The organism is Sphingomonas sp. GM_Shp_1 (assembly GCF_026540895.1).
Lineage (GTDB): Bacteria > Pseudomonadota > Alphaproteobacteria > Sphingomonadales > Sphingomonadaceae > Sphingomonas.
The window spans coordinates 121399-146261 of sequence record NZ_JALNUR010000002.1 but is presented as its reverse complement, the minus strand read 5'-3'; the positions used below and the strand labels follow the sequence as shown (position 1 = coordinate 146261).

Annotated in this window: 23 protein-coding genes; 17 read left to right on the top strand and 6 right to left on the bottom strand. The window is 67.5% G+C overall.

Annotated elements, in window-relative coordinates; genetic code table 11:
- Window positions 1-54: 54 nt before the first annotated feature.
- On the bottom strand, window positions 55-189 hold the full coding sequence (locus OXQ33_RS01895) for a hypothetical protein (protein ID WP_267432946.1): 135 nt from the start codon (window positions 187-189) through the stop codon (window positions 55-57).
- 569 nt (window positions 190-758) lie between these two features.
- Between OXQ33_RS01895 and OXQ33_RS01890 the strand changes: the two genes are divergently transcribed.
- The 3 genes from OXQ33_RS01890 to OXQ33_RS01880 all read left to right on the top strand — a co-directional run bounded on the left by OXQ33_RS01890 (window position 759) and on the right by OXQ33_RS01880 (window position 3298).
- Window positions 759-890 carry a benenodin family lasso peptide gene (locus OXQ33_RS01890; RefSeq protein ID WP_267432944.1) on the top strand — a complete coding sequence of 44 codons (132 nt, stop codon included), beginning with the start codon at window positions 759-761 and terminating at the stop codon, window positions 888-890.
- Window positions 891-983: 93 nt separating this feature from the next.
- Entirely contained in the window at window positions 984-1574 is a 591-nt protein-coding gene (locus OXQ33_RS17485; protein WP_267432943.1) for a lasso peptide biosynthesis B2 protein, read from the top strand.
- Window positions 1571-3298, top strand: coding sequence for an asparagine synthetase B family protein (locus tag OXQ33_RS01880; RefSeq protein WP_267432941.1), 1728 nt, complete (start codon window positions 1571-1573; stop codon window positions 3296-3298). Before OXQ33_RS17485 ends, OXQ33_RS01880 begins: the two co-directional genes overlap by 4 nt.
- On the opposite strand, the gene OXQ33_RS01875 is transcribed toward OXQ33_RS01880, so the two are convergent.
- The 4 genes from OXQ33_RS01875 to OXQ33_RS01860 form a co-directional block, all read right to left on the bottom strand.
- Window positions 3287-5323 carry an Atxe2 family lasso peptide isopeptidase gene (locus OXQ33_RS01875; RefSeq protein ID WP_267432939.1) on the bottom strand — a complete coding sequence of 679 codons (2037 nt, stop codon included), beginning with the start codon at window positions 5321-5323 and terminating at the stop codon, window positions 3287-3289. The two genes, OXQ33_RS01880 and OXQ33_RS01875, sit on opposite strands and share 12 nt — an antisense overlap.
- Before the next feature lie 68 nt (window positions 5324-5391).
- Window positions 5392-7947 (bottom strand): TonB-dependent receptor, encoded by a 2556-nt coding sequence (locus tag OXQ33_RS01870; RefSeq protein WP_267432937.1) that lies wholly within the window; start codon window positions 7945-7947, stop codon window positions 5392-5394.
- Between the two features lie 58 nt (window positions 7948-8005).
- Complete coding sequence (locus OXQ33_RS01865) at window positions 8006-9025, bottom strand: FecR domain-containing protein (protein WP_267432936.1); 1020 nt, start codon at window positions 9023-9025, stop codon at window positions 8006-8008.
- Window positions 8997-9551, bottom strand: a complete 555-nt coding sequence (locus OXQ33_RS01860) for a sigma-70 family RNA polymerase sigma factor (RefSeq protein WP_267432935.1) — start codon at window positions 9549-9551, stop codon at window positions 8997-8999. Before OXQ33_RS01860 ends, OXQ33_RS01865 begins: the two co-directional genes overlap by 29 nt.
- Before the next feature lie 809 nt (window positions 9552-10360).
- Here OXQ33_RS01860 and OXQ33_RS01855 point away from each other — a divergent pair.
- The 9 genes from OXQ33_RS01855 (at window position 10361) to OXQ33_RS01815 (ending at window position 18406) form a co-directional block, all read left to right on the top strand.
- Window positions 10361-12427 (top strand): conjugal transfer protein TraG, encoded by a 2067-nt coding sequence (locus OXQ33_RS01855; protein WP_267433055.1) that lies wholly within the window; start codon window positions 10361-10363, stop codon window positions 12425-12427.
- Between the two features lie 3 nt (window positions 12428-12430).
- Window positions 12431-12874, top strand: coding sequence for a CopG family transcriptional regulator (locus tag OXQ33_RS01850; protein ID WP_267432934.1), 444 nt, complete (start codon window positions 12431-12433; stop codon window positions 12872-12874).
- Window positions 12871-13875 (top strand): P-type conjugative transfer ATPase TrbB, encoded by a 1005-nt coding sequence (gene trbB, locus OXQ33_RS01845; RefSeq protein WP_267432933.1) that lies wholly within the window; start codon window positions 12871-12873, stop codon window positions 13873-13875. The genes OXQ33_RS01850 and trbB overlap by 4 nt, the downstream gene beginning before the upstream one ends.
- Window positions 13872-14213, top strand: a complete 342-nt coding sequence (locus OXQ33_RS01840; RefSeq protein WP_042485066.1) for a TrbC/VirB2 family protein — start codon at window positions 13872-13874, stop codon at window positions 14211-14213. Before trbB ends, OXQ33_RS01840 begins: the two co-directional genes overlap by 4 nt.
- The gene (locus tag OXQ33_RS01835) at window positions 14210-14494 is read left to right on the top strand and encodes a VirB3 family type IV secretion system protein (protein WP_267432931.1); all 285 of its coding nucleotides are present in this window, start codon (window positions 14210-14212) and stop codon (window positions 14492-14494) included. Before OXQ33_RS01840 ends, OXQ33_RS01835 begins: the two co-directional genes overlap by 4 nt.
- Window positions 14495-14504: 10 nt before the next feature.
- Window positions 14505-16970 carry a conjugal transfer protein TrbE gene (gene trbE / locus OXQ33_RS01830; protein ID WP_267432930.1) on the top strand — a complete coding sequence of 822 codons (2466 nt, stop codon included), beginning with the start codon at window positions 14505-14507 and terminating at the stop codon, window positions 16968-16970.
- Between the two features lie 282 nt (window positions 16971-17252).
- Window positions 17253-17591, top strand: a complete 339-nt coding sequence (locus OXQ33_RS01825; RefSeq protein ID WP_267432929.1) for a helix-turn-helix transcriptional regulator — start codon at window positions 17253-17255, stop codon at window positions 17589-17591.
- The gene (locus tag OXQ33_RS01820) at window positions 17581-17835 is read left to right on the top strand and encodes a hypothetical protein (protein ID WP_267432928.1); all 255 of its coding nucleotides are present in this window, start codon (window positions 17581-17583) and stop codon (window positions 17833-17835) included. The genes OXQ33_RS01825 and OXQ33_RS01820 overlap by 11 nt, the downstream gene beginning before the upstream one ends.
- Before the next feature lie 16 nt (window positions 17836-17851).
- Entirely contained in the window at window positions 17852-18406 is a 555-nt protein-coding gene (locus tag OXQ33_RS01815) for a HipA domain-containing protein (RefSeq protein ID WP_267432927.1), read from the top strand.
- A 128-nt stretch (window positions 18407-18534) separates the two neighbouring features.
- Here the strand turns inward: OXQ33_RS01815 and OXQ33_RS01810 are convergent, their stop codons facing one another.
- On the bottom strand, window positions 18535-19620 hold the full coding sequence (locus OXQ33_RS01810) for a serine hydrolase domain-containing protein (RefSeq protein WP_267432926.1): 1086 nt from the start codon (window positions 19618-19620) through the stop codon (window positions 18535-18537).
- A gap of 194 nt (window positions 19621-19814) precedes the next feature.
- On the opposite strand from OXQ33_RS01810, the gene trbJ reads away from it, so the two are divergent.
- The 5 genes from trbJ (at window position 19815) to OXQ33_RS01785 (ending at window position 24863) form a co-directional block, all read left to right on the top strand.
- A complete protein-coding gene (trbJ, locus tag OXQ33_RS01805) occupies window positions 19815-20567 on the top strand; it encodes a P-type conjugative transfer protein TrbJ (RefSeq protein WP_058732948.1) in 753 nt (250 codons plus the stop codon).
- Between the two features lie 131 nt (window positions 20568-20698).
- Window positions 20699-21985 (top strand): P-type conjugative transfer protein TrbL, encoded by a 1287-nt coding sequence (gene trbL, locus OXQ33_RS01800; RefSeq protein ID WP_267432925.1) that lies wholly within the window; start codon window positions 20699-20701, stop codon window positions 21983-21985.
- A 3-nt stretch (window positions 21986-21988) separates the two neighbouring features.
- A complete protein-coding gene (gene trbF / locus OXQ33_RS01795) occupies window positions 21989-22807 on the top strand; it encodes a conjugal transfer protein TrbF (RefSeq protein ID WP_267432924.1) in 819 nt (272 codons plus the stop codon).
- Complete coding sequence (trbG, locus tag OXQ33_RS01790; RefSeq protein WP_267432923.1) at window positions 22804-23640, top strand: P-type conjugative transfer protein TrbG; 837 nt, start codon at window positions 22804-22806, stop codon at window positions 23638-23640. The genes trbF and trbG overlap by 4 nt, the downstream gene beginning before the upstream one ends.
- 47 nt (window positions 23641-23687) lie before the next feature.
- The gene (locus OXQ33_RS01785; protein ID WP_267433053.1) at window positions 23688-24863 is read left to right on the top strand and encodes a TrbI/VirB10 family protein; all 1176 of its coding nucleotides are present in this window, start codon (window positions 23688-23690) and stop codon (window positions 24861-24863) included.

The following is a 24863-nucleotide window of genomic DNA, read 5'->3' as shown; positions in this document are numbered from 1 at the left end:
AAGCCGTCATCGACTGCGATCTCTCGCGCCTTCATCGCCATCTGCGAGCTGCCATCAGGCCGGTTTGGGCAGATCGCCGATGCCGTCGCTGCCTGGCTCGACACGCTCGACCATGATGCTTGTGTCGCCTTTGAAGTCACCCGCGGCTGCAATGGCGAGCTGATTGCGGCGCTTGCGGAGCGCGGCCATCCTTTATCCCACGTCAATCGCGCGAGTTCGCCAGAGCCACCGTTGCCGGGTCAGCGTACGGTAGCTTTTGGACTCATGGAGTGCCGCGGTAAAAGATCACAATGGAGTGCAAAGCTCGCATTCGCTTTGGGACGTCCGTAAGGCAGCTTCTGTCAGGTGCAGACATTCGCGATAGCTAATTTAAATGACCTGGTTTGGTCGACAGCGTCCGATTGACCCTTCTTAAAATGGAAGGCCCGGAACCGGCCTTGACCGGAACACGCTTTGCCAGCCAACCAATTGGCTCGCTTCTCCAAAGATATGCTCCCAAATACATTTTCGAAACGATCGATTGATGGAAAAATGTGATGACGCGGGGAGGGCAATAGCGGCCCTAGTCGCGCCACAAGATTGGCCGAAATCAAACTAGGGCAATCGTACATGCCGTGAACCGCAATCTTTACGGGCTAGTTACGGACGATCAAATTGCTGACATTCGAAATATCAACTCCGTATAAAGTTCGTATATCCAACCGGCCGGCACATTCTCCCAAGGTCGCGAATGATCGCGGCATACCAAGGAGAACGTCATGGAACGCGATACCGACAAGGCACCGACGCTGGTCGACCTGGGCGATGCCCGTGTCCTGACCCAAGGAGCGACCGGGACCCCGATCGACGAGGTCCAGGGAATGCTCGGCGCCGGCTTGGCCGACGACTGAAAGGGTGGCGGGGTGTTCCCGGGAGCAACCCGCCGCTTCGCGATGAGGCTCTTCCTACCCCCGTTTGTCGGCTTCTGCCTGATAGGCGACAGCGTGATCTTCCTCGATGCCCGCTCGGATCGCTACTGGATGCTTCCCGTCGCGACGAGCCAAGCGCTCAACCGTCAATGCGCGGGCGAAGAACTCGTGGGCGAGGAGGCGGCACCGCTCCTCGCACTCGTCCGGGCCGGACTGCTCGACAGCACCAAGGGCGAGCCTCTTGTGCCTTGCGAACTTCCGCGCGCGCGGACCAGTCGCCTCGACCTAATCGACACCACGCCTAGGTCCTCGACGATGATTGCCGGACTGTGCTTCGCGGCGAGCACCTGCCGCATACGCAGGCGCGGCCTGGGATGTGAACTTGCACAACTTCAGCGTCGGCAAGAGCGGCAGGCCGGAACTGTCCGCGATGTCGATCGCCATGCGGGCGCCTTTGCGCGACTGCGCCTGCTGGTCAGTCCGGCGGGAAACTGTCTTCCCCTGTCGCTGGCGCTGGCCCGGCGATGTGCTTCTGCCGATGCCCGGCTTGTCTTCGGCGTGCAGCTGGACCCGTTCGCGGCACATGCCTGGGTCCAGCGCGACACCGAAGTGCTCAACGACGAGTTGCATGTCGTGCACGCGTTCACGCCGATTCTCGTGATATGATCCGGCCGGCGTTCGCTGCATGGCTGGCCAGGTCCAAGCCCTTCGGCGCAGGGGAGCAAGCCCTCTTTTCCGAGGCAGCCGGCCGGGCGGGCCTTGGGCTATGCCACGTCGACGATCGGATGATAATCGCAGCGTCGAATGTGAGCGCGGCGCAGGGACTCTGGATTGTCGGATCGCTGTTCCGGCGCGGAGAAGCCACGCCGCTGACGGAAGCGACCCTTCGCGCCCCGGCCGGGACTGGAAGCGCGGCAAGTGAACTGACGCGCAACCATTGGGGCGATTATGTTGCCTTCGGTACCTTGAGTGACGGCCGCTACGCCTTGCGCGCGCCGTTCGGCAGCTTGCCATGCTATTGGCATGATGCGCGAGACCATGTCGTTGTGGCCTCTTCGGTCCGGCTGTTGGGCGCGTTCGGTGCTTCGGCTCCGGCTGTCGACTGGCATGCCTTGGGCCATTTCCTCGCGGCCACCGACCTGCGTAATGGGCGCACCTGCCTGCGCGGCGTCGAGGAACTCGGCGGCGGCCAAGCAATCCAGATTTCGGACCGCGGCATTCGCCTGGAGCGGTACTGGTCTCCCTGGTCATGGGCCGACCGGGCGCAGGCATTCCAAGGTCGGGATGCGGCGGCGGAAGCAGTGGCCCGGGCGATCGACACTGCGGTCGTGTCACGCCTCCCCATCGACGTGCCGGCGATCCTGCTCCTGTCCGGCGGACTGGATTCGTCGGTCGTGGCGGCGGCGCTGGCATCTAGTGGGCGCCGCTTCACTTGCCTGACAATGGTGGTCGCGGACGCGCAGGGCGACGAACGCGATCATGCCCGGGCCGTGGCGCGCCATCTCGACGTCCCATTGGTCGAGGTCGTGCGCGATCCTCGGCAAGTGAATCTCACCCATCCCCTCGCGCGTGGCTTGCCACGACCGACCGGTGCCCAGTTCCGCCAGGCCACTTTTGCTGCCGCGGACGATCTGGCGAGAGAAACCAGCTCGGCACTGGTCATCGATGGCGGTGGCGGCGACAACATGTTCTGCTCGCTGCAAAGCGTCGCCCCGGTGGTCGATGCCCTGCTCGGAATAGGCAGGGAGTCACGTCCCCTAGCAACCGCGGCCGCGATCGCGCGGATGGCCCAGGTCAGCCTTGCCGCTGTCCTGGCGCGCGCTGGCGTGCGCCTGGCGACGCGTCGCGCGGCCTATCGCTGGCCGGTTGACCACAGCTTCCTCGATCCCGGGATAGTCGATGGCCTTGATCCTTCCCATCCATGGCTCGACGTGCCGCGCGGCACACCGCCGGGCAAGGCAGCGCAGGTCGGTCTTCTTCTTGCCGCCATGGCGGTCGCGGATGGCCTTGATCCGGACCGACATCCGGCGCTTCTGTCGCCTCTCGTCTCGCAGCCTATTGCCGAGGCTGCGCTACGAGTGCCGAGCTGGATGTGGTTCGAGGAGGGACGCAATCGTGTGCTCGTCCGACAAGCCTATGCCGCCCGCCTGCCCGCAGCGGTGGTGGGGCGGCGCTCCAAGGGCACGCCAACCGGCTTCCTGGCGCGACTGGTCGAGCGGGAGGCCGACCAGTTGCGGCCTTTCCTGCTCGACGGATGCCTGGCCGTCCATGGCGTCATCGACCGGGCGGCGGTGGAGGCCGCGCTGGCGCCGGGACCGGCCCGCGACTTGCGCTTTGCCCGGCTGTTGCAACTCGCCGACGCCGAGGCGTGGGCGCGGTCATGGAGCTGATGCCGGGGGCCGGGTCAGGGCCGAATGGTCACGCCAGTCCTGCCACCGCCGATACTGCTCGCGCTTGGCGGGATCGGGATCCTCCTCGCCCCGGAGCCAGAACCGGAACCAGTCGAGATTACGGGCATAGACCGCGGCCCGGTGCGCCGGCTGCCACTTGAAATGATGCTCGTCCGGGAAGATGCGCAGTTCGATGGGCACGTCGCTCTCGCGCAGCGCCGCGAATGTCTCGAGCGCGAACAGGCCTTCCTCGTCGGCCAACTGGAAGAGGATCGGCGTGCGCAGCCGGTGGGCCGCCTGGGGCAAGGATAGCGGCGCCCAGAAGGCGGGATCGTCGTCGGTCACCTTGGGAAAGCCCATGGCACGCATCTCGTCGGCGAGGACGGTGCCTCCGTAGATGAGGTCGCTTCGCAGGTAGCGGCAGCAGGTGCTGAGCGACGCGGCGCGGAACGGCATGCCGGCGACCAGGGCATAGCGCGCCGTGGTCGATCCGTCGCTCAGCCCGGTAATGCCCATCCGGTCGCGGTCGATGTCGCCGCGCGCGGCAAGCTTGGCCAATCCCGCTTCGAGCGACGCATGGGTGCTGCGTCGCTCGTCCCAGTTGCGCAAGACCGCGGCGACCGCCTGGGCGCTCGAGAGGTTGGGCTGGGCCTGCACGACAAGCGGTGGACGCTGGAAGCTCAGCACCGCGATCCCGTTCGCGGCCAGTGGCAGGATCGGATATTCGTCGCCCGTGCCGCCGCGCAGGAAGCCGCGGCTGGTGTACTGGACGATGACGAGCGGCCAGCCGCTGGCGGGTGGACGGCCTACAGGCAGGACAAGATCGCCCCAGGCGGGAAGGCCGGCAGGGTTCGTCCAGCGCAGGCGCTCGACATGGGGCTTGGCTCGTGACGCGAACTCTGGGTTCGGGTCGAGGACGGTTCGTGCGGTACCGCTAGCAAGGTCGATCCCCACGATACGACGCGGCGCCAGCGATGCTTCGCGCAGGCACAGCAGTTCCCGAGGGGCCATGGTGCAGCCGACCAGCGCATCCTCGGTAGTCAAGATGCGGCGGACTGCAGCCTCGCCCGGCGTCCAGCGAAAGAGCGACGTACGCTCGTTGTTCGGGCCCTCATAGCGGAGGAAGAGAAGGGTGCGGCCGTCGGGGGCCCACCATGTCCCGCGGATCGAGCCATGGCATTCGGAAGCGGTACAGGCCAGACGCTGGCGATCGCTACCGTCGGCCCAGATCCGGCGGCCGGCAAAGGGGGACGGACCGTCCACCTCGGCGCCCGCCCTGCGCCCGTCCGACGTCACGGCATTCAGGGGAGAGGGCTCGCTCAATATTGGTTCACCACCCAGGCGTGCGATGTCCTGGCGACCGGCACGCGCAACCGGTCCGCCCTCCCGGGGAACCGACCAAACCATTCGCTCGAGATCGCCTGGTAGCTGCGGTGCAAAGCCGTTGGGCGGAATTACGCGATGGTCGAACAGGAATCCGTTGCGCCCTTCGGCACGCACCGCGTCGGCGAAGGTCGTTCGTCCGGGCCGCGTCGCAAAGACGAGCCTTGACCCATCCTCGCTCCACGCGACGGCCTCGACATCGTCCGGCGCTTCGGTGATCCGGACGGCGGCACCGTCGTCGACCGAGACGCGCCAGGCCTGCGTCCGGCCGCCGACGCGCTTGAGATAGGCCAGATATCGTCCGTCGGGCGACCATGCCGGGACGATGGTTGCGGGGAGGCCGCTGCCGGTCCGCGACCCGCGCACGACGTTTTCCGCGCGTATGGCCTCGCCGCCTTCATCGACGATCCGTGGCCGAGCCTGCGGCTCGAGGTCGAGCACGACCAAGGTCTGGCAGACGCGATTGGCCACGGGGTCGGCGCGCGAGATGATAAACGCGATCCGGCGACCATCGGGCGAGACGGTGAGCGGGCTCGGTCCCCCGACCGAGGGGTCGGGCTGGCCGATGTCGCGCAAGGCCAGAAGATCGTCGAGCGAGACCGGCCGTCCCGCTGCGGCAGCCGAGACAGCCGTCGGCGCCATCCCGGGGCATGGCGGTGGTGCGGCATCGATACCGGCAAGAGCGAGGCCAGCGGCTAACAACATCGCGCTCACCACGACTTGCTCATCGAAACGGCGAGGACACGCCCGAAGGGCGAATAGTTGGTCGAGTCGTAGGGCGTGTCGTATGGCAGGCTCGTCGCGATCGGACTGGGCGTGGCATCCAGGATGTTCTGGGCGGTGACGACAAGGTCGACGCCATGCCACCATGTCGGCCCCGAACCGGTGCGATAGCGAAGCGTGAAGTCGCCCTGGGTCATGCCGCCGACACGGCGCGCCGGCGTGGTCCGTTGGTCCTCGACCCCGCCGATCCGGCTTACCGCGCCGGTCATCGTCAAGCCGCCCTGGGTCCAGCCGAGGGTGGCTCGTCCGCGAAAATGGGGAGGATTGAAGATCGTGCCGGCCAGATCGACGACGGGCTGCGCCGGCGTCAGTTGCTGGTCGCTTTGCAGATAGGCGCCGGAAAGGGTGGCGTTGACCTGCCCGGCGCCAACGCTGCGATCGAGGCGGGCCAGCATGTCGAGGCCCCGTACGCGCTGCCGGCCGGCATTGCGGTTGGCGTTGTCGATGACAGCGACCACGCTCGTGGGGTCATAGGTGCGACCGGTGGCGTTGAGGAACTGCCCCGCCCCGAGACGCAGGCTCTCGAGGGTTGCAAGGCTGGGGGAGCGCAGCACCTGGTCGGCATAGGCGGGATCGGCGAGCGCACGGGCGATGAAGGTGACCGGTGCCACGATACGATCCCGATAGAGCGTCTCGAAATAGCTTATCTCGACGCTCAGCCCGTCGACCGCGCGGGGATGAATTGCCAGTGTCGTCGACCAGCTTCGCGCACGCTCGGGCTGGAGGGAATCGCGTCCCCCGGACAAGAGCATGGCCGTGGCTCCTGGCGGCAGGCCGGTGCCACCGAACACGGTGACTGGAAGTGCGGCGACCACCAGCGGCTGGTAGCGCTGGAGGAGCGTCGGCGCACGGAAGGACCGGCCCCAGCTCGCCTTCACCGCGACATCGGGCGTTGGCGCGTAGATCAGGCCAAGCTTCGGCGTGGTGACCGCGTCGACGCCGGGATAATCTTCATGGCGAAGGGCCAGGCTGGCATCGAGGCGATGGATGGCCGGGATCGCCTGGGCGGGGCCGACGAGCGGCAGGCTGGCCTCGGCATAGGCGTAGCGACTGTCCTGGTGCGCATCGACGTCCTGCGCAATGTTGTCGCCGCGCTGGCTGACGAGCCGGTTGTCACGATAGCCGACGCCCAGCGCGATCTTGGCGGGACCGCCGGGCAAGGCCAGGAGCGGGCCATCGGCCGCGAGCTCGACGCTATGGGCATCGTTGCAATAGCAGCCGAAGGTCCGGCTGGTCAGCTGCGTGCCGGTAAACTGGTTGGTCGCATAATGGACCCGGTCCCGGCCCGCGCTGCCCGCGAGTTCGAAGCGCCACGCGCCGGGAGACCAGCGCAGCGCCGGCGCGATCGCGGCCGAGTCGCTGTCGAACGGCTGCTCGGCGTGTCGAAACGGCGTCACCCCGGCGGCGCTCAACGGAAACTGGGAGAAGCTGCGGCGATTGTTGTAGAGCAGGTCGAGCGACAATTCGACCGTGTCGGCGAGCCCCTGGTGGCCGGACAGTACCACGCTGTGCCGCCGGAGCGATGGGTAGAGATCGAGTCCGACCCGGTCGCGGGCATAGTCGCGGTCGACGGCGCGGATGGCGGTGCTGTGACCAAACTCATAGGCGAGCAGCATGCCGCCGCCGGACCATCGCTTTCCTGCCACGACGCCGTAGACCTGCTCGACATTGCCGCCGTCGGTGGAGGCGCCGAGGCGCGCGCTCGTGGTCAGCCCCTGGGCGTCGCGCCGCAGCCGGATGTTGGCCACGCCGGCGATCGCGTCCGATCCGTAGAGAGCGGAGGCGCCGTCCGCGACGATCTCGATCCGCTCGACCGCGTTCACCGGGATCGCGGAGACATCGACGCTCTGTCGCGAGGCGCTATAGGCGAGGCGCCGGCCATTGAGCAGCGTCAATGTGGCATCGCTGCCCAGGCCGCGCAAGTTGAGCGACGATCCGCTCCCGACATTGACCCCGCTCCTGGCCGGTACATTGGCACCGATGCCGGGGTTCTGGCCGCCGCCGAAATTCTGCGGGATGGTCCGGATGACCTCGGCAAGCGTCGCCTGGCCTTCGCTGCGGATCGTGTCGGCGGTGCGCACGACCAACGTGGAAGCGACCGGTGCACCGCGGATGCGGCTTCCAGTGACCACGATCTCGGTGTCCAGGGAGGGCTCTACCTCGGCCCGGGTCTGCGGCGTGCCGTCCGATCGAACCACGAATCCCTGGTTGATCGGCTCGGCCCGCAGGCCCGACCCGGCGAGCACGCGCGCCAGCGCGCCCGCGGCATCGAACCGCCCCTTGAGCGGCGGCGCGCGGCGTCCGGCGGCGAGGGCCGCATCGACCATGACGGCCTGCCCGGTCGTCCGGGCGATCGCCCTCAGCGCCGATCCCAGCGGCTGGGCTGGCAGGTCATAGGCGTGTTCGTCGCGTGCCTGGCCATTGGCCGGTGCGACAACGGCCAGGCAGGCAAGGCCGGCACCCCCGAGATAGAAGCGATTCATCGTCGTTCCCCCTGCGGCATGATCGCCGCTCCACGGGGTTCAACGACACGCGCTCGATCTACCCCCCTTGCGGCCCACGCGAGGCGCCGGTGGTCGGCAGGAGCAGGATGGCGCCATCCGCTCGCGTCTCGACGCGCAGGCCGAACATGCGGGCAAGGCTGGCCGCCAGGTCCGCCGGCTTGTCGGCCGGGAATGCCCCAGTGACCCGCAGCCGGGCGAGCGAGGGATCGGCGAGGACCAGCCTGGTTGCCGAATAGCTGTTCGCTTCGGCCACGACGCGATCGAGCGGCGCAGAATCGAAGCCGAGCATCCCGCTCGTCCAGGCTGTCGTGCCCGCCGGCACCGTCCTGGGCGCCGAGAGACGCGTCATATCCGCCGTGGCGGTGACCTGCTTGCCGGCCGTCAGGCGGATGCGTTGCTCCGGCGACTTTGCCGATCGGGTGATCACCTCGACGATGCCCTGGATCAGCGTGACGCCGGCTCCGCTCGGTCGGGTGTCGACATCGAAGACCGTCCCGTGTGCAACGACGGTCATCGCACCTGCCGTCACGGTGAACGGGCGATGCGAGTCATGGGCGACCGTAAATCGCGCGCGGCCCCGCTCGAGCACAAGCTGCCGCGCTTCCGGAGAGTAATGGATCGCTAGCGTGCTGTCGGTATCGAGCGTGACGCGCGACCCATCGGGAAGGCCGATGGTACGAAGCTGGCCGACGGCGCTGGCGACGCGCTCCGGCTCGGCGACGCGCGGCGCATGCGAAACGCTCCATGCCGCGACGACAAGGGCCATGGCGGCGGCGCTGCCGAAGGCGAGTCGGCCGGGCGCGGACGCACCGATATGCCACCAGGGCTTTGTTAGCGGTGCGCGATAGCGCAGGCTGCTCCGCGCCATGATGGTGCTGTCCTGCCAGTGCCGTTCGACCCGGGCGAAGGCGGCGGCATGCGCGGGGTCCGCGTTGCGCCATGCCTCGAAGCGGGCACGATCGCGTTCGCCATCGGGCGCCTGGAGACGCGCGAGCCATGCTGCGGCCTCGCGCTGCAGCCGTCGATTGTCAGCCATCGTCGGCATGGTCCAGTTCATGGGCGAGAATGGCGATCGCCCGGCTCATCTGCTTCTCGACCCCTTTCACGCCAATCCCGCAGGCCTGCGCGATCTCGGCATAGCTCATGCCGTCGACGCGGTGCGCGAGAAAGATGGCACGGGTGCGGGGACGCATGGCCTCGACGGCGCGCTCGATGCGCCGCAGTTCGTCGCGCGCCTCGAGTTGCCGCTCGATATCGGGGGCAACGAGTTCGACGCTGTCGAGCGGGACGTGCATGTCCGACGCGCGGCGAAGGTCGCGCTTGGCCTGGTCCAGCCCAACCGATGTTGCGATCCTCCAGAGATACGCCACCGGTCTGTCCTGCGCCAGGGAGCGCAGCCGGTCCGGTCCGAGGCCGAGCAGCCGGACGAACGCGTCATGGACGAGGTCGAAGGCATCGTGGCGATCGGAGCGCCTTGCACGCGATCGCGCCAGGCGAGGCGCCTCGACCGCGTACAGCGTCTCGACGAGCGCATCGTCGCCTTTAGTGCGACGTGCGCGAGGGAGTGCCGATCCACTGCTCATGGCGAGCAGCGGACACGCGCCCGCGCGGCAGCTTCTCCGGAAGACATGGGACGCCTCCAGCGCCGAGGCGAGCCGGCCAGGCCAGCGATCGGGTCACTCGCGCAAGGGACGTGGCGGGCGTTTTTAGCCGACGAGCGCGGCCTGGACATCTACGCCAGCAGCCCGGAACGATCGTTCGTCCCGGCCAAAATATCCCAGGCAAGGTCCTCAAGCCTCGATGCGGACCGGGGCCCGCACGCCGCCAGCTTATCGCGTCCGATGCCCAATGCAAGGCGGGCAAGCGGTGGACATGCTCCGTCGACGGCAAGGCTGTGCGGCCGAACCGGGCCCTGAGACATGCTTGAACATGCGCCGGCGCCTTTAGCCGCGAGGCCTGGACATACGCGCCAGCGACCCGGTCGATGCTCTGTTCGGCATGGGCTGCGACTATTTTACGCATATTCGCGATGTCGACCAAGAGGTCGGCGCATCGCCGGCATCGATAAAATAGTATGTCGCTGCCCGGCAGCACCGGATGCTGGCATTCAAGAACGGCCGCCGAATTTCCAAGGACCGATGGGGCCGCCATCGGCGATGGTCTCGTGCCGGTGCTTCGGTGCCTTGATCGCTTGCATCGGGCCCGTTGCCCCATGCTTCGATTTTGCGTGCGCGACCCCGCTGATTCACTCGCTGGATACGGCGGACGTCGCATCGATGTCCTCCGACACGTCCGTGCCGGCCCCAGCGAGGGTCTGATCGTGGGGCGGCGATGATGCGATCGTGGAGGCGGCCCGGAGGACAGGATGTCCGGTCCCGGGCTGGAGACGCTCGTGACACCGACCAAATTGCTTATCGGACAGATCCTCGTGGTGCTCGCGATCGTCGTCGCGAGTATCTGGATCGCGACGCAATGGGCCGCCGCTCGGCTCGCCTACCAGCCGCAGCTCGGCCCGCCCTGGTTCATCGCATTCGATCGTCCGATCTACCATCCGTGGTCGATCTTCCCATGGTGGTTCTCGTTCGACGCCTACGCGCCGGTCATCTTCGACGAGGCCGGTGCGATCGCTGCGGCCGGAGGCTTCCTCGGGTGCGGCGCCGCAGTCTTTGGATCGATCTGGCGGGCGCGACAATCGAACAACCTCACCACCTATGGCTCGGCTCGCTGGGCGGCCCGCAAGGACGTCGCGGCGGCCCGACTGCTCGGTGATCGCGGCGTCGTCCTCGGCCGGTTCGGCGGTGACGATCTTCGCCACGACGGCCCCGAGCACGTCATGGCGTTCGCACCGACCCGTTCTGGCAAGGGAGTGGGCTTGGTCGTGCCGACGCTGCTCACCTGGACCGGCTCGACGATCGTCCACGACATCAAGGGCGAGAACTGGCAACTGACCGCCGGCTGGCGCGCGCGCTTCTCGCATTGCCTGCTGTTCAATCCGACCGATGCCCGCTCGGCGCGCTACAATCCGCTGCTCGAGGTGCGGCGCGGCGTGAACGAGGTCCGCGATGTCCAGAACATCGCCGATATCCTGGTCGACCCGGAAGGTGCGCTGGAGCGGCGCAACCATTGGGAAAAGACCAGCCATGCACTGCTGGTCGGCGCGATCTTGCACGTCCTCTATGCCGAGGGAGAGAAGACGCTCGCCCGCGTCGCGACCGTCCTGTCCGATCCGCAGCGTAGCTTCGCCGAGACGCTGCGCCATATGATGGAGACCAACCATCTGGGCACCGATGATGCGCCGAGCGTCCATCCCGTCGTTGCCTCGGCCGCCCGCGAACTGCTCAACAAGAGCGATAACGAACGCTCGGGCGTGCTGTCGACGGCGATGTCGTTTCTCAGCCTCTATCGCGATCCAACCGTCGCGGCCGTAACAGCCGCGTCGGACTGGCGGATCGTCGACCTCGTGGAGGCAGCGCATCCGGTCTCCCTCTACCTCGTCGTACCGCCGTCCGACATCAGCCGCACCAAGCCGCTCGTGCGGCTGATCCTCAACCAGATCGGCCGCCGATTGACCGAGGAACTCCATGGCCTTGGCAACGACGGCAAAACCGGTGCCGCAGGTTCCGGAAGCCGCCCCAGCAGCAGGCGGACTCTCTTGATGATGCTCGATGAGTTCCCGGCGCTCGGGCGGCTCGATTTCTTCGAGACGAGCCTCGCCTTCCTGGCAGGCTATGGCGTGCGCGCCTTCTTGATCGCACAGAGCCTCAACCAGATCGAGAAGGCTTACGGCGAGCACAACGCCATCCTCGACAATTGCCATGTCCGCATCGCCTTCGCGACGAACGACGAGCGGACGGCGAGGCGGATATCGGATGCGCTCGGCACCGCGACCGAGCAGCGCGCGATGCGCAACTATGCCGGTCACCGGCTCGCGCCCTGGCTGGCGCATGTCATGGTCAGCCGGCAGGAGACCGCACGCGCCCTGCTGACGCCCGGCGAGGTGATGCAGCTCGCGCCGACCGACGAGCTCCTGCTGATCTCGGGCCATCCGCCGATCCGGGCCAGGAAGCTGCGCTACTATGAGGACCGGCGCTACACTGCGCGCGTCCTTCCGCCGCCGACGCTCGATGCAGGCGGATATCGCGACGTGCCCGCCGCCCGTCCCGACGACTGGGCCGGACGGGTATGCGGGGCCGACCTGCGGCTCGCGGTTGGCACCGAAGCCAGCAACGACACGGAGGACGCCGGGCTCGAACAGGCCCGGCATCCTGCCCACGAGATCGAGCCGACCATCATGGTCGAGCCGGAGATCGCCGACCCACTCGGCCTCGGCGATGACGATGGCGATCAGGCGGCGGAGCGACGCGCGATGGACCGTGCCCAGCAGGTCGGCACCGCTCGCACGGTCTATGGCCTCGATGCCGCCTCGGGCCGCCCCGACGACCTGCTGCTGGGGATTTGAGCGATGGACAAGACGAGCGACAAGGTGCGCCATCAACTCTTTCTCCCGAGACCGCTGTCCGACCGGCTGGAGGCACTCGCGGCCAAACCCGGCGCGACCAAGTCGGCAATCCTCGTCGATGCGGTCACCGCCTGGCTCAACCGGCGCGGGGCGTCCGAGCTGGAGGACCGGTTCGCGATCCGGCTCGACCGGCTGACGCACGCAATCGGGCGGGTCGACCGGGACACCTATGTCATCCTCGAGACGCTGGCGTTGTTCATCCGGTTCGAACTCTCGATCCAGACCCCGCTGGCCGAGAACGATACCGCCGGTCGCGCGCTCGGCGCCAAGCGCTTCGAGGCCTTCGTGACGCAGGTGGGGCGACAGGTCTCGACCGGACGCCGTTCGCTGGGGGGATCGGTGCAGGACGCGGATGCGATTCGTCTCACGCGGGGAAGCGACCGGTGAGCGGCGCGCTGTCCGCGGAGCGTGGCCGCCGGATGCTGATCACGGCGCTGGGGGCCGACATCGCTGCCGCGATGCGCGATCCGCTTGTCGTCGAGATCATGGTCAATCCCGATGGTGCGCTGCGGCTCGACCGGCTCGGCGAAGGCCGGAGCGATACCGGGGTGCGAATGGCGGCCGACCAGGTCGAGCGCATCGTCCGGCTGGTCGCGTCTTATGCCCGCGCCGAGGTCCATGCGGAGCACCCGATCATCTCGGCGGAGCTGCCGCCGCATGTCGAAGGCCATGCCGGCGAGCGGTTCGAAGGCGTGCTGCCGCCGGTGGCGCCAGCGCCCTGCTTCGCGATCCGCAAGCCCGCGACAAAGCTCCACACGCTCGACGACTATGTCGCCGACGGGCTGATGTCCGCGGTCCAGGCCGCGGCGCTACGCACCGCGGTTGTCCGGCGGGACAACATCCTCGTCGCCGGCGGCACCAGCTCGGGCAAGACGACGCTCGCCAACGCGCTCCTGGCCGAGATGGCCGAAGATCGCTCAGGGCAGGATGCCCGCGTCATCCTGATCGAGGACACCCGCGAGCTGCAATGCCCGCTGCCCGACACGGTGGCGCTGCGCACGCGCCCGCCGCACGTGTCGATGACCCAGCTGGTGCGCTCGACGATGCGGCTGCGCCCCGACCGGATCATCGTCGGCGAGGTGCGCGGCCCCGAGGCGCTCGACATGCTCAAGGCCTGGAACACCGGGCACCCAGGCGGGGTCGCGACGGTCCACGCCAACAGCGGACAAGCCGCGCTCTATCGGATCGAGCAGCTCTGCCAGGAAGCGGTCGTCACCGTGCCGCGCCAGCTCATCGCCGAGGCGATCGACCTCGTCGTCTTCATCGCCGGGCGCGGTGTCGACCGTCGCGTCTCGACCATCGCGCGTGTCGCCGGGCTCGACCCCGATACCGGCGCCTACACGCTCGCCGACCTGTCCCCGTTCAACCCGAAGGAGACCCGACCATGACCCGTCTTTCCATCACGCGCCCGACCGCTCGGCGGAATCTCATCGCCGGTGCAGCGATCGGCCTCGCCCTGACCTTCGCGACCCAGGTCCAGGCGGCCGGCTCGGGCATGCCGTGGGAAGAACCGCTGCAACAGGTGCTCGAGTCCGTGCAGGGGCCGGTCGCCAAGATCGTCGCGGTGATCATCATCATAACGACGGGGCTGACGCTGGCGTTCGGCGAAACCGCAGGTGGGTTCCGGCGCCTCATCCAGATCGTCTTCGGCCTGTCGATCGCGTTCGCCGCGTCGAGCTTCTTCCTGTCCTTCTTCAGCTTCGGCGGCGGGGCGCTGGTCGCATGACCGCCCCGGCGACCGATACCGGCCGGCACCTCGATGGCTTCGAGGTGACGATCCATCATTCGCTCGGCGCGCCGCTGCTGCTCGGCGGCGCACCCCGCGGGCTCGCGATCATCAACGGGACACTGGCCGCCGCGGTCGGCCTCGGCCTCCAGCAATGGGTGGCCGGGGTGCTGCTCTGGGCCGTCGGCCACAGCGCCGCGGTGATGGCGGCGCGCCGCGATCCCGACTTCGCGCCGGTCCTGCTCCGTCACATCCGCCAGAAGGGATATCTCGCATGCTGAGCCAGATGGCATGATGTACCTCGGCGAATATCGCGACCGTGCCGAGCGGCTCGCCGATCACCTGCCTTGGGCGGCGCTGGTCGCCCCGGGCGTGGTGCTGAACAAGGACGGCAGCTTCCTGCGGGTGCTCGCCTTCCGCGGCCCCGATCTCGAATCCGCCACCGAGGCCGAGTTGGTCGGCGCCTGCGCACGGGCGAACAACGCGCTCAAGCGTCTGGGCAGCGGCTGGGCCTTGTTCTTCGACGCCGAGCGGCGCGAGGCCCTGGCCTATCCCGACAGCGACTTTCCCGACCCGGCGAGCTGGCTCGTCGATCGCGAGCGCCGGGCGGCGTTCGAGGCCGCGGGCACGCATTTCGAGAGCCGCTATCACCTGACACTGACCTGGCTGCCACCGGCGGACACGGCGGACCGTGCCGGGCGGAGCCTAGTCGAGCGCCCCGACAGCGACCGGGAGCGCGACTGGCGGGGTACGCTCGCTTCGTTCGTCGCGGAGACCGATCGCGTGCTCGACCTGCTGTCGGGCGTCATGGCGTCGGTGCGTCCGCTCGACGACCGCGAGACGCTGACCTTCCTGCATGGCACCGTCTCCGACCGGGGCCATCCCGTCGCGGTCCCTGAGACCCCGATGTATCTCGACGGCATCCTCGCCGACACGCCGCTGGTCGGCGGGCTGGAGCTCATGCTCGGGCAACTGCATGTGCGCACGCTGACGGTACTGGGCTTTCCGAATCTCAGCTGCCCCGGCATCCTCGACGCGCTCAATCATCAGGATTTCGGCTATCGCTGGGCCACGCGCTTCATCCCGCTCGACAAGACTCAGGCGACCAAGACGCTCACTTCACTCCGGCGGCAGTGGTTCAACAAGCGCAAGTCGGTCACCGCGCTGCTGCGCGAGGTCATGTACAACACCCCGGCGCAGCTGCTCGACAGCGATGCCGACAACAAGGTCGCCGATGCCGACCAGGCGCTCCAAGTGCTCGGCGGCGACCATGTCGCCTTCGGCTATCTGACGACGACGATCACGGTCAGCGACCGCAGCCGGGAAGCCGTCGAGGACAAGGTCCGCGCGGTCGAGCGGATCGTCAACGGACTCGGCTTCACCGCCAAGCGCGAGACGGTGAATGCGGTCGAGGCCTGGCTGTCGTCCCTGCCCGGCCACGCCTATGCCAATGTCCGGCAGCCGCTGGTGCACACGCTCAACCTCACGCATTTGATGCCGCTTTCCTCGGTCTGGGCCGGCCCGGCCGGCAACGACCATCTCGCCGCGGTCACGAGCCAGGAAGCGCCGCCGCTGCTCGTCGCCAAGACCGCCGGATCGACGCCGTTTCGGTTGTCGACCCATGTCGGCGATGTCGGGCACATGATGGTGGTCGGGCCGACGGGCGCCGGCAAGTCGGTGCTTCTGAACCTGATCGCGCTCCAGTTCCGCCGCTATCGCCAAGCCCAGGTCTATATCTTCGACAAGGGCTACAGCGCGCGTGCGTCGGTGCTGGCGATGGGCGGGGCGCACCATGCGCTGGGCGCGGCGGAGGCGGACGGCACGACGCTCGCTTTCCAACCGCTCGCCGATATCGACGATGCCGCTGAACGAGGCTGGGCCGCCGAATGGATCGCGGCGCTGCTGGCGCACGAGGGCGTGCCGGTTACCCCTGACGTAAAGGACGCGATCTGGACTGCGCTAGGCTGCCTTGCCTCCGCCCCGCGTGACGAGCGGACCATGACCGGCCTCGCACTGCTGCTCCAGTCCAACGCGTTGCGCCTCGCGCTCCAGCCCTACACACTGGAGGGACCGCACGGCCGATTGCTCGACGCGTCCGAGCAGCAACTCGACCTTGCCGATGTCCAATGCTTCGAGACCGAGGCGCTGATGGGCCAGGCCAGCGCGGTCGCGCCGGTGCTGACCTATCTCTTTCACCGGCTGGAGGCGCGGTTCGACGGGCGCCCGACGCTGCTGGTCCTCGACGAGGCGTGGATCTTCCTCGACCACCCACTGTTCGCCGCGCGTATCCGCGAATGGCTGAAGGTGCTGCGCAAGAAGAATGTCGCAGTCGTCTTCGCGACACAGAGCCTCGCCGACATCGCGGGCTCGGCGATCGCGCCCGCGATCATCGAAAGCTGCCCGCAGCGGATCCTGCTGCCCAACGACCGGGCGGTCGAACCGCAGGGCCATGACTTCTACGCGCGCTTCGGTCTCAACGACCGACAGGTCGAGCTGATCGCCCGGGCGACCCCCAAGCGCCATTACTACCTCCAGTCGGCGCGCGGGAACCGGCTGTTCGAGCTGGGGCTTGGTCCCATCGCACTCGCGCTGTGCGGCGCGTCGGACCCGGCGACGCAGAAGCGGATCAATGCTGTGCTCGCCGAACATGGCCGCGATGGCTTCGCCAGTGCCTTCCTTCGCGACGCTGGCCTCGATTGGGCGGCCGACCTCATGGCCGATGCCCCGCAGCCGGAACCTGGCGGAGCATCACTCTAGCGATGCAGAATTACGCGACGCCTGCTGCGGTCACAGCTAGGCTGCCTCGGTCTGAGATCATCGTGCATTCGAGATGCGCGATAATGGCAAAAATCGATCGCCTTGGGTCTTTCTACCGCGAAAGACGAGCCGTTGGCGATGGGACATGATCGATGGATGTATCCATCATTAACCTTTCTAATGATGGATACATGCAGCAGAAGGATTGACAATGGATGTTTGAGATTACATTTGCCGGATACATCACGCGTTAACCCGCCTGATGCCGGATGGGTGCCACAGATGCCTGCTTCAAAGAAGCGCAGTTACGCACGTTATACGATTGCCGCTGTAGAGCTCCTCGGCATGCTGGTGCAGCTCGAGCGCAAGTCGCGCAGGATGACCGCGCAAGACTTGGCGGACCGGCTCGGCGTCGACCGCAGCACCTTGCATCGGCTGGAAAGGGGTGATCCGAAGGTCGAACTGGGACTTGCCTTCGAGGCGTGTGCCATCCTCGGCATTCCGCTGTTCGAAGAGGATGCACAGGGGGTGTCGATGCGGCTCGACGAAGCGGGCAAGCGCCTCGCACTGCTCCCTCGCCGCGTGCGGCCGAGGCCGTTGAGCTTCAGCGATGACTTCTAAGCTGCCCCATCCGCGCGAGGCCTTTGTCTGGACCTGGCTGCCCGGAGCCACGAAGCCGGTCGTTGCTGGCCGGCTGGTATCCGACGGCGAGCGTATCCAGTTCATGTATGGCCGTTCGTATCGCGAGCGGACCGACGCCATCCCGCTTTATATGCCGGAACTCCCGCTCGTGGGCGAACTCATCGCACCCCTCGGCACACTTGCGATGGCGAGCGCGATACGCGACGGTGCCGACCGGGAATGACTGGCACCGCCGGGCGATGGTATCGGCGCTCACCATCCTTGAGCTCGACGAGATGCAGGCGCGCTATGCGAGCTATCAGGATCTTGCCGAGAAGATACGCTTCCGCTTCATCAATCCGACCGCGACCCTGCACGAGCTGTTCGCGCGGCTGACGTTCAACATCCTGGTCGGCAATGTCGACGATCATACGCGCAACCACGCCGCGTTCTGGGATGGGGCGCAGCTCGCCCTGACGCCCGCCTACGACATTTGCCCACAGGCGCGAGCCGGCGAGGAAGCCAGCCAAGCGATGCTGATTGTGGGCCGGCACCGCTCGAGCCAGATCGCCACCTGCCTGGCCGCCGCCGGCGACTTCCATATGACGTCCGACCAGGCCATTGCGATCGTGTCCAGGCAGATCGAGACCATTGGCGCGCAATGGCTCGCGCTGTGCGACGAGGCGAGCCTGGGGCCGGTGGACAGGGCGCTGTTCTGGGGACGGCAATTCCTCAATCCCTTTGCCTTCTACGAGCTTGAAGGGCCGGCGGCCGTACTCGCGGAGCGCGCCGCCACGATCCGCGGCCAAGTCTGAACCGATCGCGATTGGTCGCCTGCTACCGCTCGGCTAAACTGCAACGAAGACGAGAAGGACGTGAGCACGGAGCCGTCGTCCGCAGGACTGCGGCGGCGGCAAGGGCAGTCAGCATGACCTTGGTCCTGTCAGTTCATCTGGCCACGCAGGAAGGCGATCAGCTTCGGGTCGCTGCCGGTGCGTTCGAGGATAGGCAGGATGACCCGCCATCCGTTGTCGCTGTTGGTCAGGATCACGATGCCGTCGCCGCTCGCACGATCGATCGCGGCGAAGGTGAAGGCCCCGGCATCCTTGCCGGTGTGGAGCATCGTTGTGCCTCCGGGAAATCCGAGAAGCTGCCAGCCGAAGCCAAAGCCGGTCCAGGGTGGACAGCTGGCTGCCTTCGATCCGGCACATATTCCGGGCGTCAGATCGGCCTGCGATTTGCTGCGCTCCGCCGCGACGGACGCGACCAGGCCCCTGTCGTTGCGCGCATCGATGAGGAAGCGCGCATAATCACGCGCTGTCGCGTGCGCGAGATCGGCAGCGTTGTAGCGCGTCACACGCTCTACAGGGAGCGGCTTGCCGGCGTCGTCGTAGGGCACGGCGATCGGCGCCGCCTCGCCTTGCGCCGACACATACCCGGAAGCGCGCATGTGGGCAGGTGCGAACAGCCAGCGGCCAGCCAGCGTCTCGAACGACTGCCCGGTGCGACGCTCGGCGTAGCGCGCGGCATATTGATACCCCTCGCCCGAATAGCCGGTCGTCGTGCCAGGATCATGATCGAACGCCAGCCCCTTGGCATCGCGCCAGTTTGGCAACCCGGTGCGATGGCTCAGCGCCATGCGGACGGTGAGCTTCATCCGCCGGGGATCACGCGACAGGTCGGGATCGCTCCAGTAGCGATCCATCGGCTCGTCGAGCGACAGCCTGTCAGCTGACACCAGGCGCAGGATGACTTCCGCCGTCAGCGGCTTCGTCAGCGAGGCGAGATTATAGGGCGTGGCGACGGTCGCCGCCCGGTTTGGCCCTGCCATGCCCCAGGCGCCCGTCGAGACGATCCGTCCGTTGCGGATCACGGCGACCGAAGCACTCTCCACGTGCAGTTCTCGGAGAGCCGTGGTCATATCCGGCAGAGAGGCGTTGGCTCTGGCGTCCGCCATCGAGGCGCAAGCTAGCAGCGCAATCAAGCCTACGTGAACTGTTCGCTTCAGAAGATTGGCTGTATTACTCATGTGCCACGCATAGCGACGTCGAAGTCTGGCCACAACAACTGCCGGGTCTTTGGGGAAGGTTTCGTGATTGTCCCCACAAGGTCCCGTGCAGACCCCAGCCGGTATCTGACGCCGCGGCGCTGAGAGGCCGACACTCCATGCCGAGCCCGACCGCGATCGACGCGGGTGCGGGTGCCAAAGCACTGGAGATCGTCATGCCGTTCCTCGACCGCCGCCGCGTCATCGCCGCCATGCTCGCCGCCGCTGCCAGGGGCAGTTTCATCATGGGGGTCATGTCGGCGGCGACGCCGGCCCATGCGCAGTTCGGCGGGATCGTGTTCGATCCGCGAAACTATGCGCAGAACATCCTGACCGCCGCGCGCACGCTGCAGAGCGTCAACCAGCAGATCCAGCAGCTCCAGAATGAGGCGCAGATGCTGGTTGCCATGGGCAAGAACCTAAGCCGCATCGATTTCCCGCAGCTGGATGCACTCAAGCAGAAGCTTGCCGAGATCGACCGGCTGATGGGCCGGGCGCAGGCGATCGACTTCCGGGTCGGCCAGCTCGACGACCAGTTCAAATCGCTGTTTCCCGCCGACTTCTCCTCGGCGCTCCGCACCGACACCCGCGTGCGGGATGCCCGCGCGCGGCTCGATGCCAGCATGGGTGCCTTCCGCCAGACGATGACGGTGCAGGCGCAGGTCGTCGAGAACGTCCGGGCCGACACACAGGCGCTCGCCGACATCGTCGCGCGCAGCCAAGGCGCGGAAGGTTCCCTCCAGGCACAGCAGGCCACCAACCAGCTCCTTGCCCTGACTGCCAAACAGCAGTTCCAGCTCCAGCAGATGATGGCCGCGCAGTTCCGTAGCGAGGCGATCGAGCAGGCACGGCGCGCGACGCAGGCGCAAGAGGCACGCGTGGCGACCAGGAAGTTCCTCGGCTCCGGATCAGCCTACACGTCCCAATAGCCCCACGGCGTAGACAGGCTCGATCCGGCCGGCGGCCGGTGATGCCCCGATCATCGGTCGCCGTCGCGGGGTGCGGTCCCGCTCCCCACCGCGCCCCGCGACATCCCTTTACCGACGCAGGATGAACCGCCTTGAACGACTTGAACGTCATCGACCGCTTCCTCCAGGCGTTCATCACCTACATCGACAGCGGCTTCGGGCTGCTCGGTCCTGACGTCGGCTTCCTGACCGCGACGCTGATCGGCATCGACATCACACTTGCCGGCCTGTTCTGGGCGATGGGCGGCGAGGACAATGTCATCGGACGCTTCCTCAGGAAGATCCTCTATGTCGGCGCCTTCGCGTTCATCCTCAACAGCTTCTCTCGCCTTGCCGACATCATCTTCCGCTCGTTCGCGCAGGCCGGGCTGACCGCCGGCGGTGGCACGCTGTCCGCGGACGACCTGCTGAAACCCGGGCGGCTCGCCGGTACCGGCTTCTCGGCGGCGTGGCCGCTGCTCGATCAAGCGAGCGAGATGGTCGGGTTCACGACCTTCTTCGACAATTTCCTGACGATCATGATCCTGCTGTTCGCCTGGGCGCTGGTGATCGTCGCCTTCTTCATCCTCGCGGTGCAGATGTTCGTCTGCATCCTCGAGTTCAAGCTGACGAGCCTGGCGGGCTTCATCCTCGTGCCGTTCGCGCTGTGGAACCGCACCAGCTTCCTCGCCGAGCGCGTGCTGGGCAATGTCGTCTCGTCCGGCGTGAAGGTGATGGTGCTGGCGGTCATCGTCGGGATCGGCTCCAACTTCTTCGCCGAGTTCACGCAAGCGCTGCGGGGTCAGGAGCCCGACATCGGCCAGGCGATGAGCCTCGTCCTTGCCAGCCTGTCGCTGTTCGGCCTCGGCATCTTCGGGCCTTCGATCGCCTCGGGACTTGTGTCAGGCGCGCCGCAACTCGGCGCCGGCGCGGCGCTGGGGAGTGCGGTCGGCGCCGGCGGCATCGCGATGCTGGCGGGCGGCGCGGCGGCAGGCGGCGCGCGCGCCCTGGCCGGCGCTGCGCTGGGGGCGGTGCGTGCCGGCACCGCAATGGGATCCGCGGCCTCGACCGCCGCGCAGCTCGGTCGTGAGACGGGCGGCTCTGCAGTCGGCGGAATGGCCGCCGCTGCCAAGGGTGCGGCGGCCCAGAAGATCGAAAGCACCTTCGGGCTCGGCGCTGCTGCAGAGCGAGGTCGCAACGCCGCCTGGTCGGCGCTCAATCGAACCTCCGACGCGTCGCCGGGCACGAACGACGCCGAGGGCGGCATGCCCGCCTGGGCGCGGGCGATGCGCGACCAGCAGACGAGCCGCCATCGCCGCCAAGTCGCGATCCACGCGCTCAGCCAAGGCGATCGTGGCGGCGGCTCCGCCATTCCCGACATCAAGGAAAGGAACGACTGAACCATGGTCTTCAAGCGAAGCGTGCAGCGCTACGGGCGAACGCCGCCGCCCGAGACACCCTACCAGCGTGCCGGGCAGCTGTGGGACGAGCGGATCGGCTCGGCGCGCGTGCAGGCGCGCAACTGGCGGCTGATGGCGTTCGGCTGCCTGTTCCTGACCGCAGGCACGTCGGCAGCCCTTGCCTGGCAATCGATGCAGAGCCGCGTCACGCCCTATGTCGTCGAGGTCGACAAGCTCGGCGAGGCGCGCTCCGTCCAGCCGGCCGACGTCGCATACCGGCCGACCGACCCGCAGGTGGCGTGGCACCTGTCGCGATTCATCACCAACATCCGCTCGGTGTCGCTCGACCCGGTGCTGCTGCGCCGCGACTGGCTCGAGGCCTATGATTTCGCAACCCAGCGCGGGGCCCAGTTCCTGGGGGAATATGCCCGGTCGGCAGCGCCCTTTGCCCAGGTCGGCGACCGGACGGTGTCGGTGCAGGTCACGAGCGTCGTTCGCGCGTCCGACACGTCGTTCCAGGTCAAATGGACCGAGACCATGTTCGAGCGCGGCAGCCAGGCCGGCGTCCAGCGCTGGACGGCGATCCTCAGCATCGTCATGCGCGCGCCGACATCGGCCGATGTGCTGCGCAAGAACCCGCTCGGCATCTATGTCGACGCGATCGACTGGAGCCGCGAACTGGACACCGCGCCATCGTCGCCATCCCCACGCCCCGCCACCCGGTCGCCGGCGAACCTTCCATTCGGATCACCGCTCGATCCTTCACTCGGCGCCCGATCCGGCGCGGTGAGCCTGTCCAACTCACAGGAGAAGAACCCATGAAATCCGTCATCTTGCCGGCCATCGCCACCATGGTCCTGGCCGGCCCCGCGTGGGCGCAGGATCGCACCGCGGCACGGCTCAAGACGGTGCGGTCCGCGACACGGAACGCCACGGTCGAGCCGGCAGCGAACGGGTTCGTCAGCGGCGCGCAGGTCTATCCGTTCAGCGACGGCACGATCTATCAAGTCTATACCGCGCCGGGGCTGGTAACGGACATTGCGCTCCAGCCCGGCGAGACCCTCGTGGCGGTCGCGAGCGGCGATACCGCCCGCTGGGTGATCGGCGATACGACGAGCGGTTCGGGCGACGGCAAGCAGACGCACGTGCTGGTCAAGCCGGTCTCCGCAGGCCTCCTCACCAACCTGGTCATCACGACCGACCGGCGCGCCTATCATCTCAGGCTCGCCAGCACCCCGGCAACGGCGCTGTCCTCGCTGCGCTGGACCTATCCGCAGGACGAGCTGCTGGCCGTGCGACGCAAGGCGGAAGCCGCGCAGGCTGCGCCACCGGGGGCGACGGGGCTGGCGGTCGAGCAGCTGCATTTCAACTACGCGATCAGCGGCGACCGCCCGCCATGGCGGCCGCTGCGCGTGTTCGACGACGGGACAAGGACCTATGTCGAGTTTGCGGCTTCGCTGGCCAATGGTGATGCACCGCCCCTTTTCGTCGTCGGCCCAGATGGGAAGGTGGAACTGGTCAATTACCGGCTGCGCGACCGCTTCTATGTCGTCGACCGTATCTTCGACGCGGCCGAACTCCGGCTCGGCTTGAAGAAGCAGCAGGTCGTCCGCATCGACAGGATCGGGCCATCCGCTCAGCGGAGGGGGGCATGACCGAGATTGCCGAACCTTCGTCAGACGCACCTTCGCCCGCCGAAGCCATGCTCGACGCGCCCGCACCCGAGGCGCCCGCCCAGCCGCCGAAGGTCGACCCGGAGACATTGGCCATCCGTTCCCGTCCGGCACGCGCGATCCGCTTCCGCAAGGGTGCGATCATGGGCATCGCCGCACTGGGCTCGGCCAGCCTGATGGGTATCGCCTGGATGGCGTTGAAGCCGCAGGTCTTCCGGCACGTCGCGCAGGACAGCGAATTGTCTCAGCCGATGGCAAAGCCCGCCGCCGACGCACTCTCTGGCCTCCCGGCCAGCTATGGCGATGCGCCCAGGCTCGGCCCACCGCTTCCCGGCGACCTTGGCCGGCCAATCCTTCGCGCACAGGAACGGGCCGAAGCGACCGTTGCCCCTCCGTCCGTCGATACGGTCGCGGCAGCACGGCAGCAGCGGATGGCCGACCTCAAGGCGGCGCGAGAATCGGGCCTGATGGCGCAGGTCACGACCGGCCATAGCATGGTCACCCCTGCTTCCCCCGTCGGCCCCGAAGTCCCTGATGCCATCCCTGCGACGGCGACGGGGACGCGCAAGGAGCAGTTCGCCGCGGCCAGAGACACGGGCGGCGATCTCAACGTCGGCGCCCTCGTCACTCCTGCTTCGCCCAACAGCCTGCTGGCGGGCAGCGTGATCGCGGCAAGCCTCATCACCGGCTTGAGTTCCGACTTGCCCGGCATGGTCACCGCGCAGGTCACCCAGAACGTGTTCGATACCGTCACGGGGACGATCCTGCTCGTACCACAGGGTGCCCGGCTGATCGGCAAGTATGACAGCGTCGTCGCGTTCGGGCAGCGCCGTGCGCTGGTGATCTGGCAAAGGCTGATCCTGCCCGACGGCAGCTCGGTGCGGCTCGACAACATGCCTGCCACCGACCCGGAAGGCTATGCCGGGCTTGCCGACCGGGTCGATTTCCACACATGGACGCTGCTCAAGGGTGTCGCGATCGCGACCATGCTCGGCGTCGGTTCCGAGCTGTCGATCTCCGGCGGAAGCGACCTCGTGCAGGCGATCCGCCAGTCCGCCCAGATGAACGTTGCGCGGGCCGGCGACCAGATTACCCAGCGCAACCTCGACGTCCAGCCGACGGTCACGATCCGTCCCGGGGCGCCGGTCCGCTTGCTGGTGACCCACGATCTCATCCTCGCCCCTTATCCGAGAAGGACAAGCTGA

Bases quoted from the DNA above. Each gene is read 5' to 3' on its own strand.
- OXQ33_RS01895 (WP_267432946.1), bottom strand. From the start codon at position 189: ATGGCCGCGCTCCGCAAGCGCCGCAATCAGCTCGCCATTGCAGCCGCG.
- OXQ33_RS01890 (WP_267432944.1), top strand. From the start codon at position 759: ATGGAACGCGATACCGACAAGGCACCGACGCTGGTCGACCTGGGCGAT.
- OXQ33_RS01880 (WP_267432941.1), top strand. From the start codon at position 1,571: ATGATCCGGCCGGCGTTCGCTGCATGGCTGGCCAGGTCCAAGCCCTTC.
- OXQ33_RS01875 (WP_267432939.1), bottom strand. From the start codon at position 5,323: ATGGCGCCGACGGCTGTCTCGGCTGCCGCAGCGGGACGGCCGGTCTCG.
- OXQ33_RS01870 (WP_267432937.1), bottom strand. From the start codon at position 7,947: ATGAATCGCTTCTATCTCGGGGGTGCCGGCCTTGCCTGCCTGGCCGTT.
- OXQ33_RS01865 (WP_267432936.1), bottom strand. From the start codon at position 9,025: ATGAACTGGACCATGCCGACGATGGCTGACAATCGACGGCTGCAGCGC.
- OXQ33_RS01860 (WP_267432935.1), bottom strand. From the start codon at position 9,551: ATGAGCAGTGGATCGGCACTCCCTCGCGCACGTCGCACTAAAGGCGAC.
- OXQ33_RS01850 (WP_267432934.1), top strand. From the start codon at position 12,431: ATGGACAAGACGAGCGACAAGGTGCGCCATCAACTCTTTCTCCCGAGA.
- OXQ33_RS01840 (WP_042485066.1), top strand. From the start codon at position 13,872: ATGACCCGTCTTTCCATCACGCGCCCGACCGCTCGGCGGAATCTCATC.
- OXQ33_RS01835 (WP_267432931.1), top strand. From the start codon at position 14,210: ATGACCGCCCCGGCGACCGATACCGGCCGGCACCTCGATGGCTTCGAG.
- trbE (WP_267432930.1), top strand. From the start codon at position 14,505: ATGATGTACCTCGGCGAATATCGCGACCGTGCCGAGCGGCTCGCCGAT.
- OXQ33_RS01825 (WP_267432929.1), top strand. From the start codon at position 17,253: ATGCCTGCTTCAAAGAAGCGCAGTTACGCACGTTATACGATTGCCGCT.
- OXQ33_RS01820 (WP_267432928.1), top strand. From the start codon at position 17,581: ATGACTTCTAAGCTGCCCCATCCGCGCGAGGCCTTTGTCTGGACCTGG.
- OXQ33_RS01815 (WP_267432927.1), top strand. From the start codon at position 17,852: ATGGTATCGGCGCTCACCATCCTTGAGCTCGACGAGATGCAGGCGCGC.
- OXQ33_RS01810 (WP_267432926.1), bottom strand. From the start codon at position 19,620: ATGAGTAATACAGCCAATCTTCTGAAGCGAACAGTTCACGTAGGCTTG.
- trbJ (WP_058732948.1), top strand. From the start codon at position 19,815: ATGCCGTTCCTCGACCGCCGCCGCGTCATCGCCGCCATGCTCGCCGCC.
- trbF (WP_267432924.1), top strand. From the start codon at position 21,989: ATGGTCTTCAAGCGAAGCGTGCAGCGCTACGGGCGAACGCCGCCGCCC.
- trbG (WP_267432923.1), top strand. From the start codon at position 22,804: ATGAAATCCGTCATCTTGCCGGCCATCGCCACCATGGTCCTGGCCGGC.
- OXQ33_RS01785 (WP_267433053.1), top strand. From the start codon at position 23,688: ATGCTCGACGCGCCCGCACCCGAGGCGCCCGCCCAGCCGCCGAAGGTC.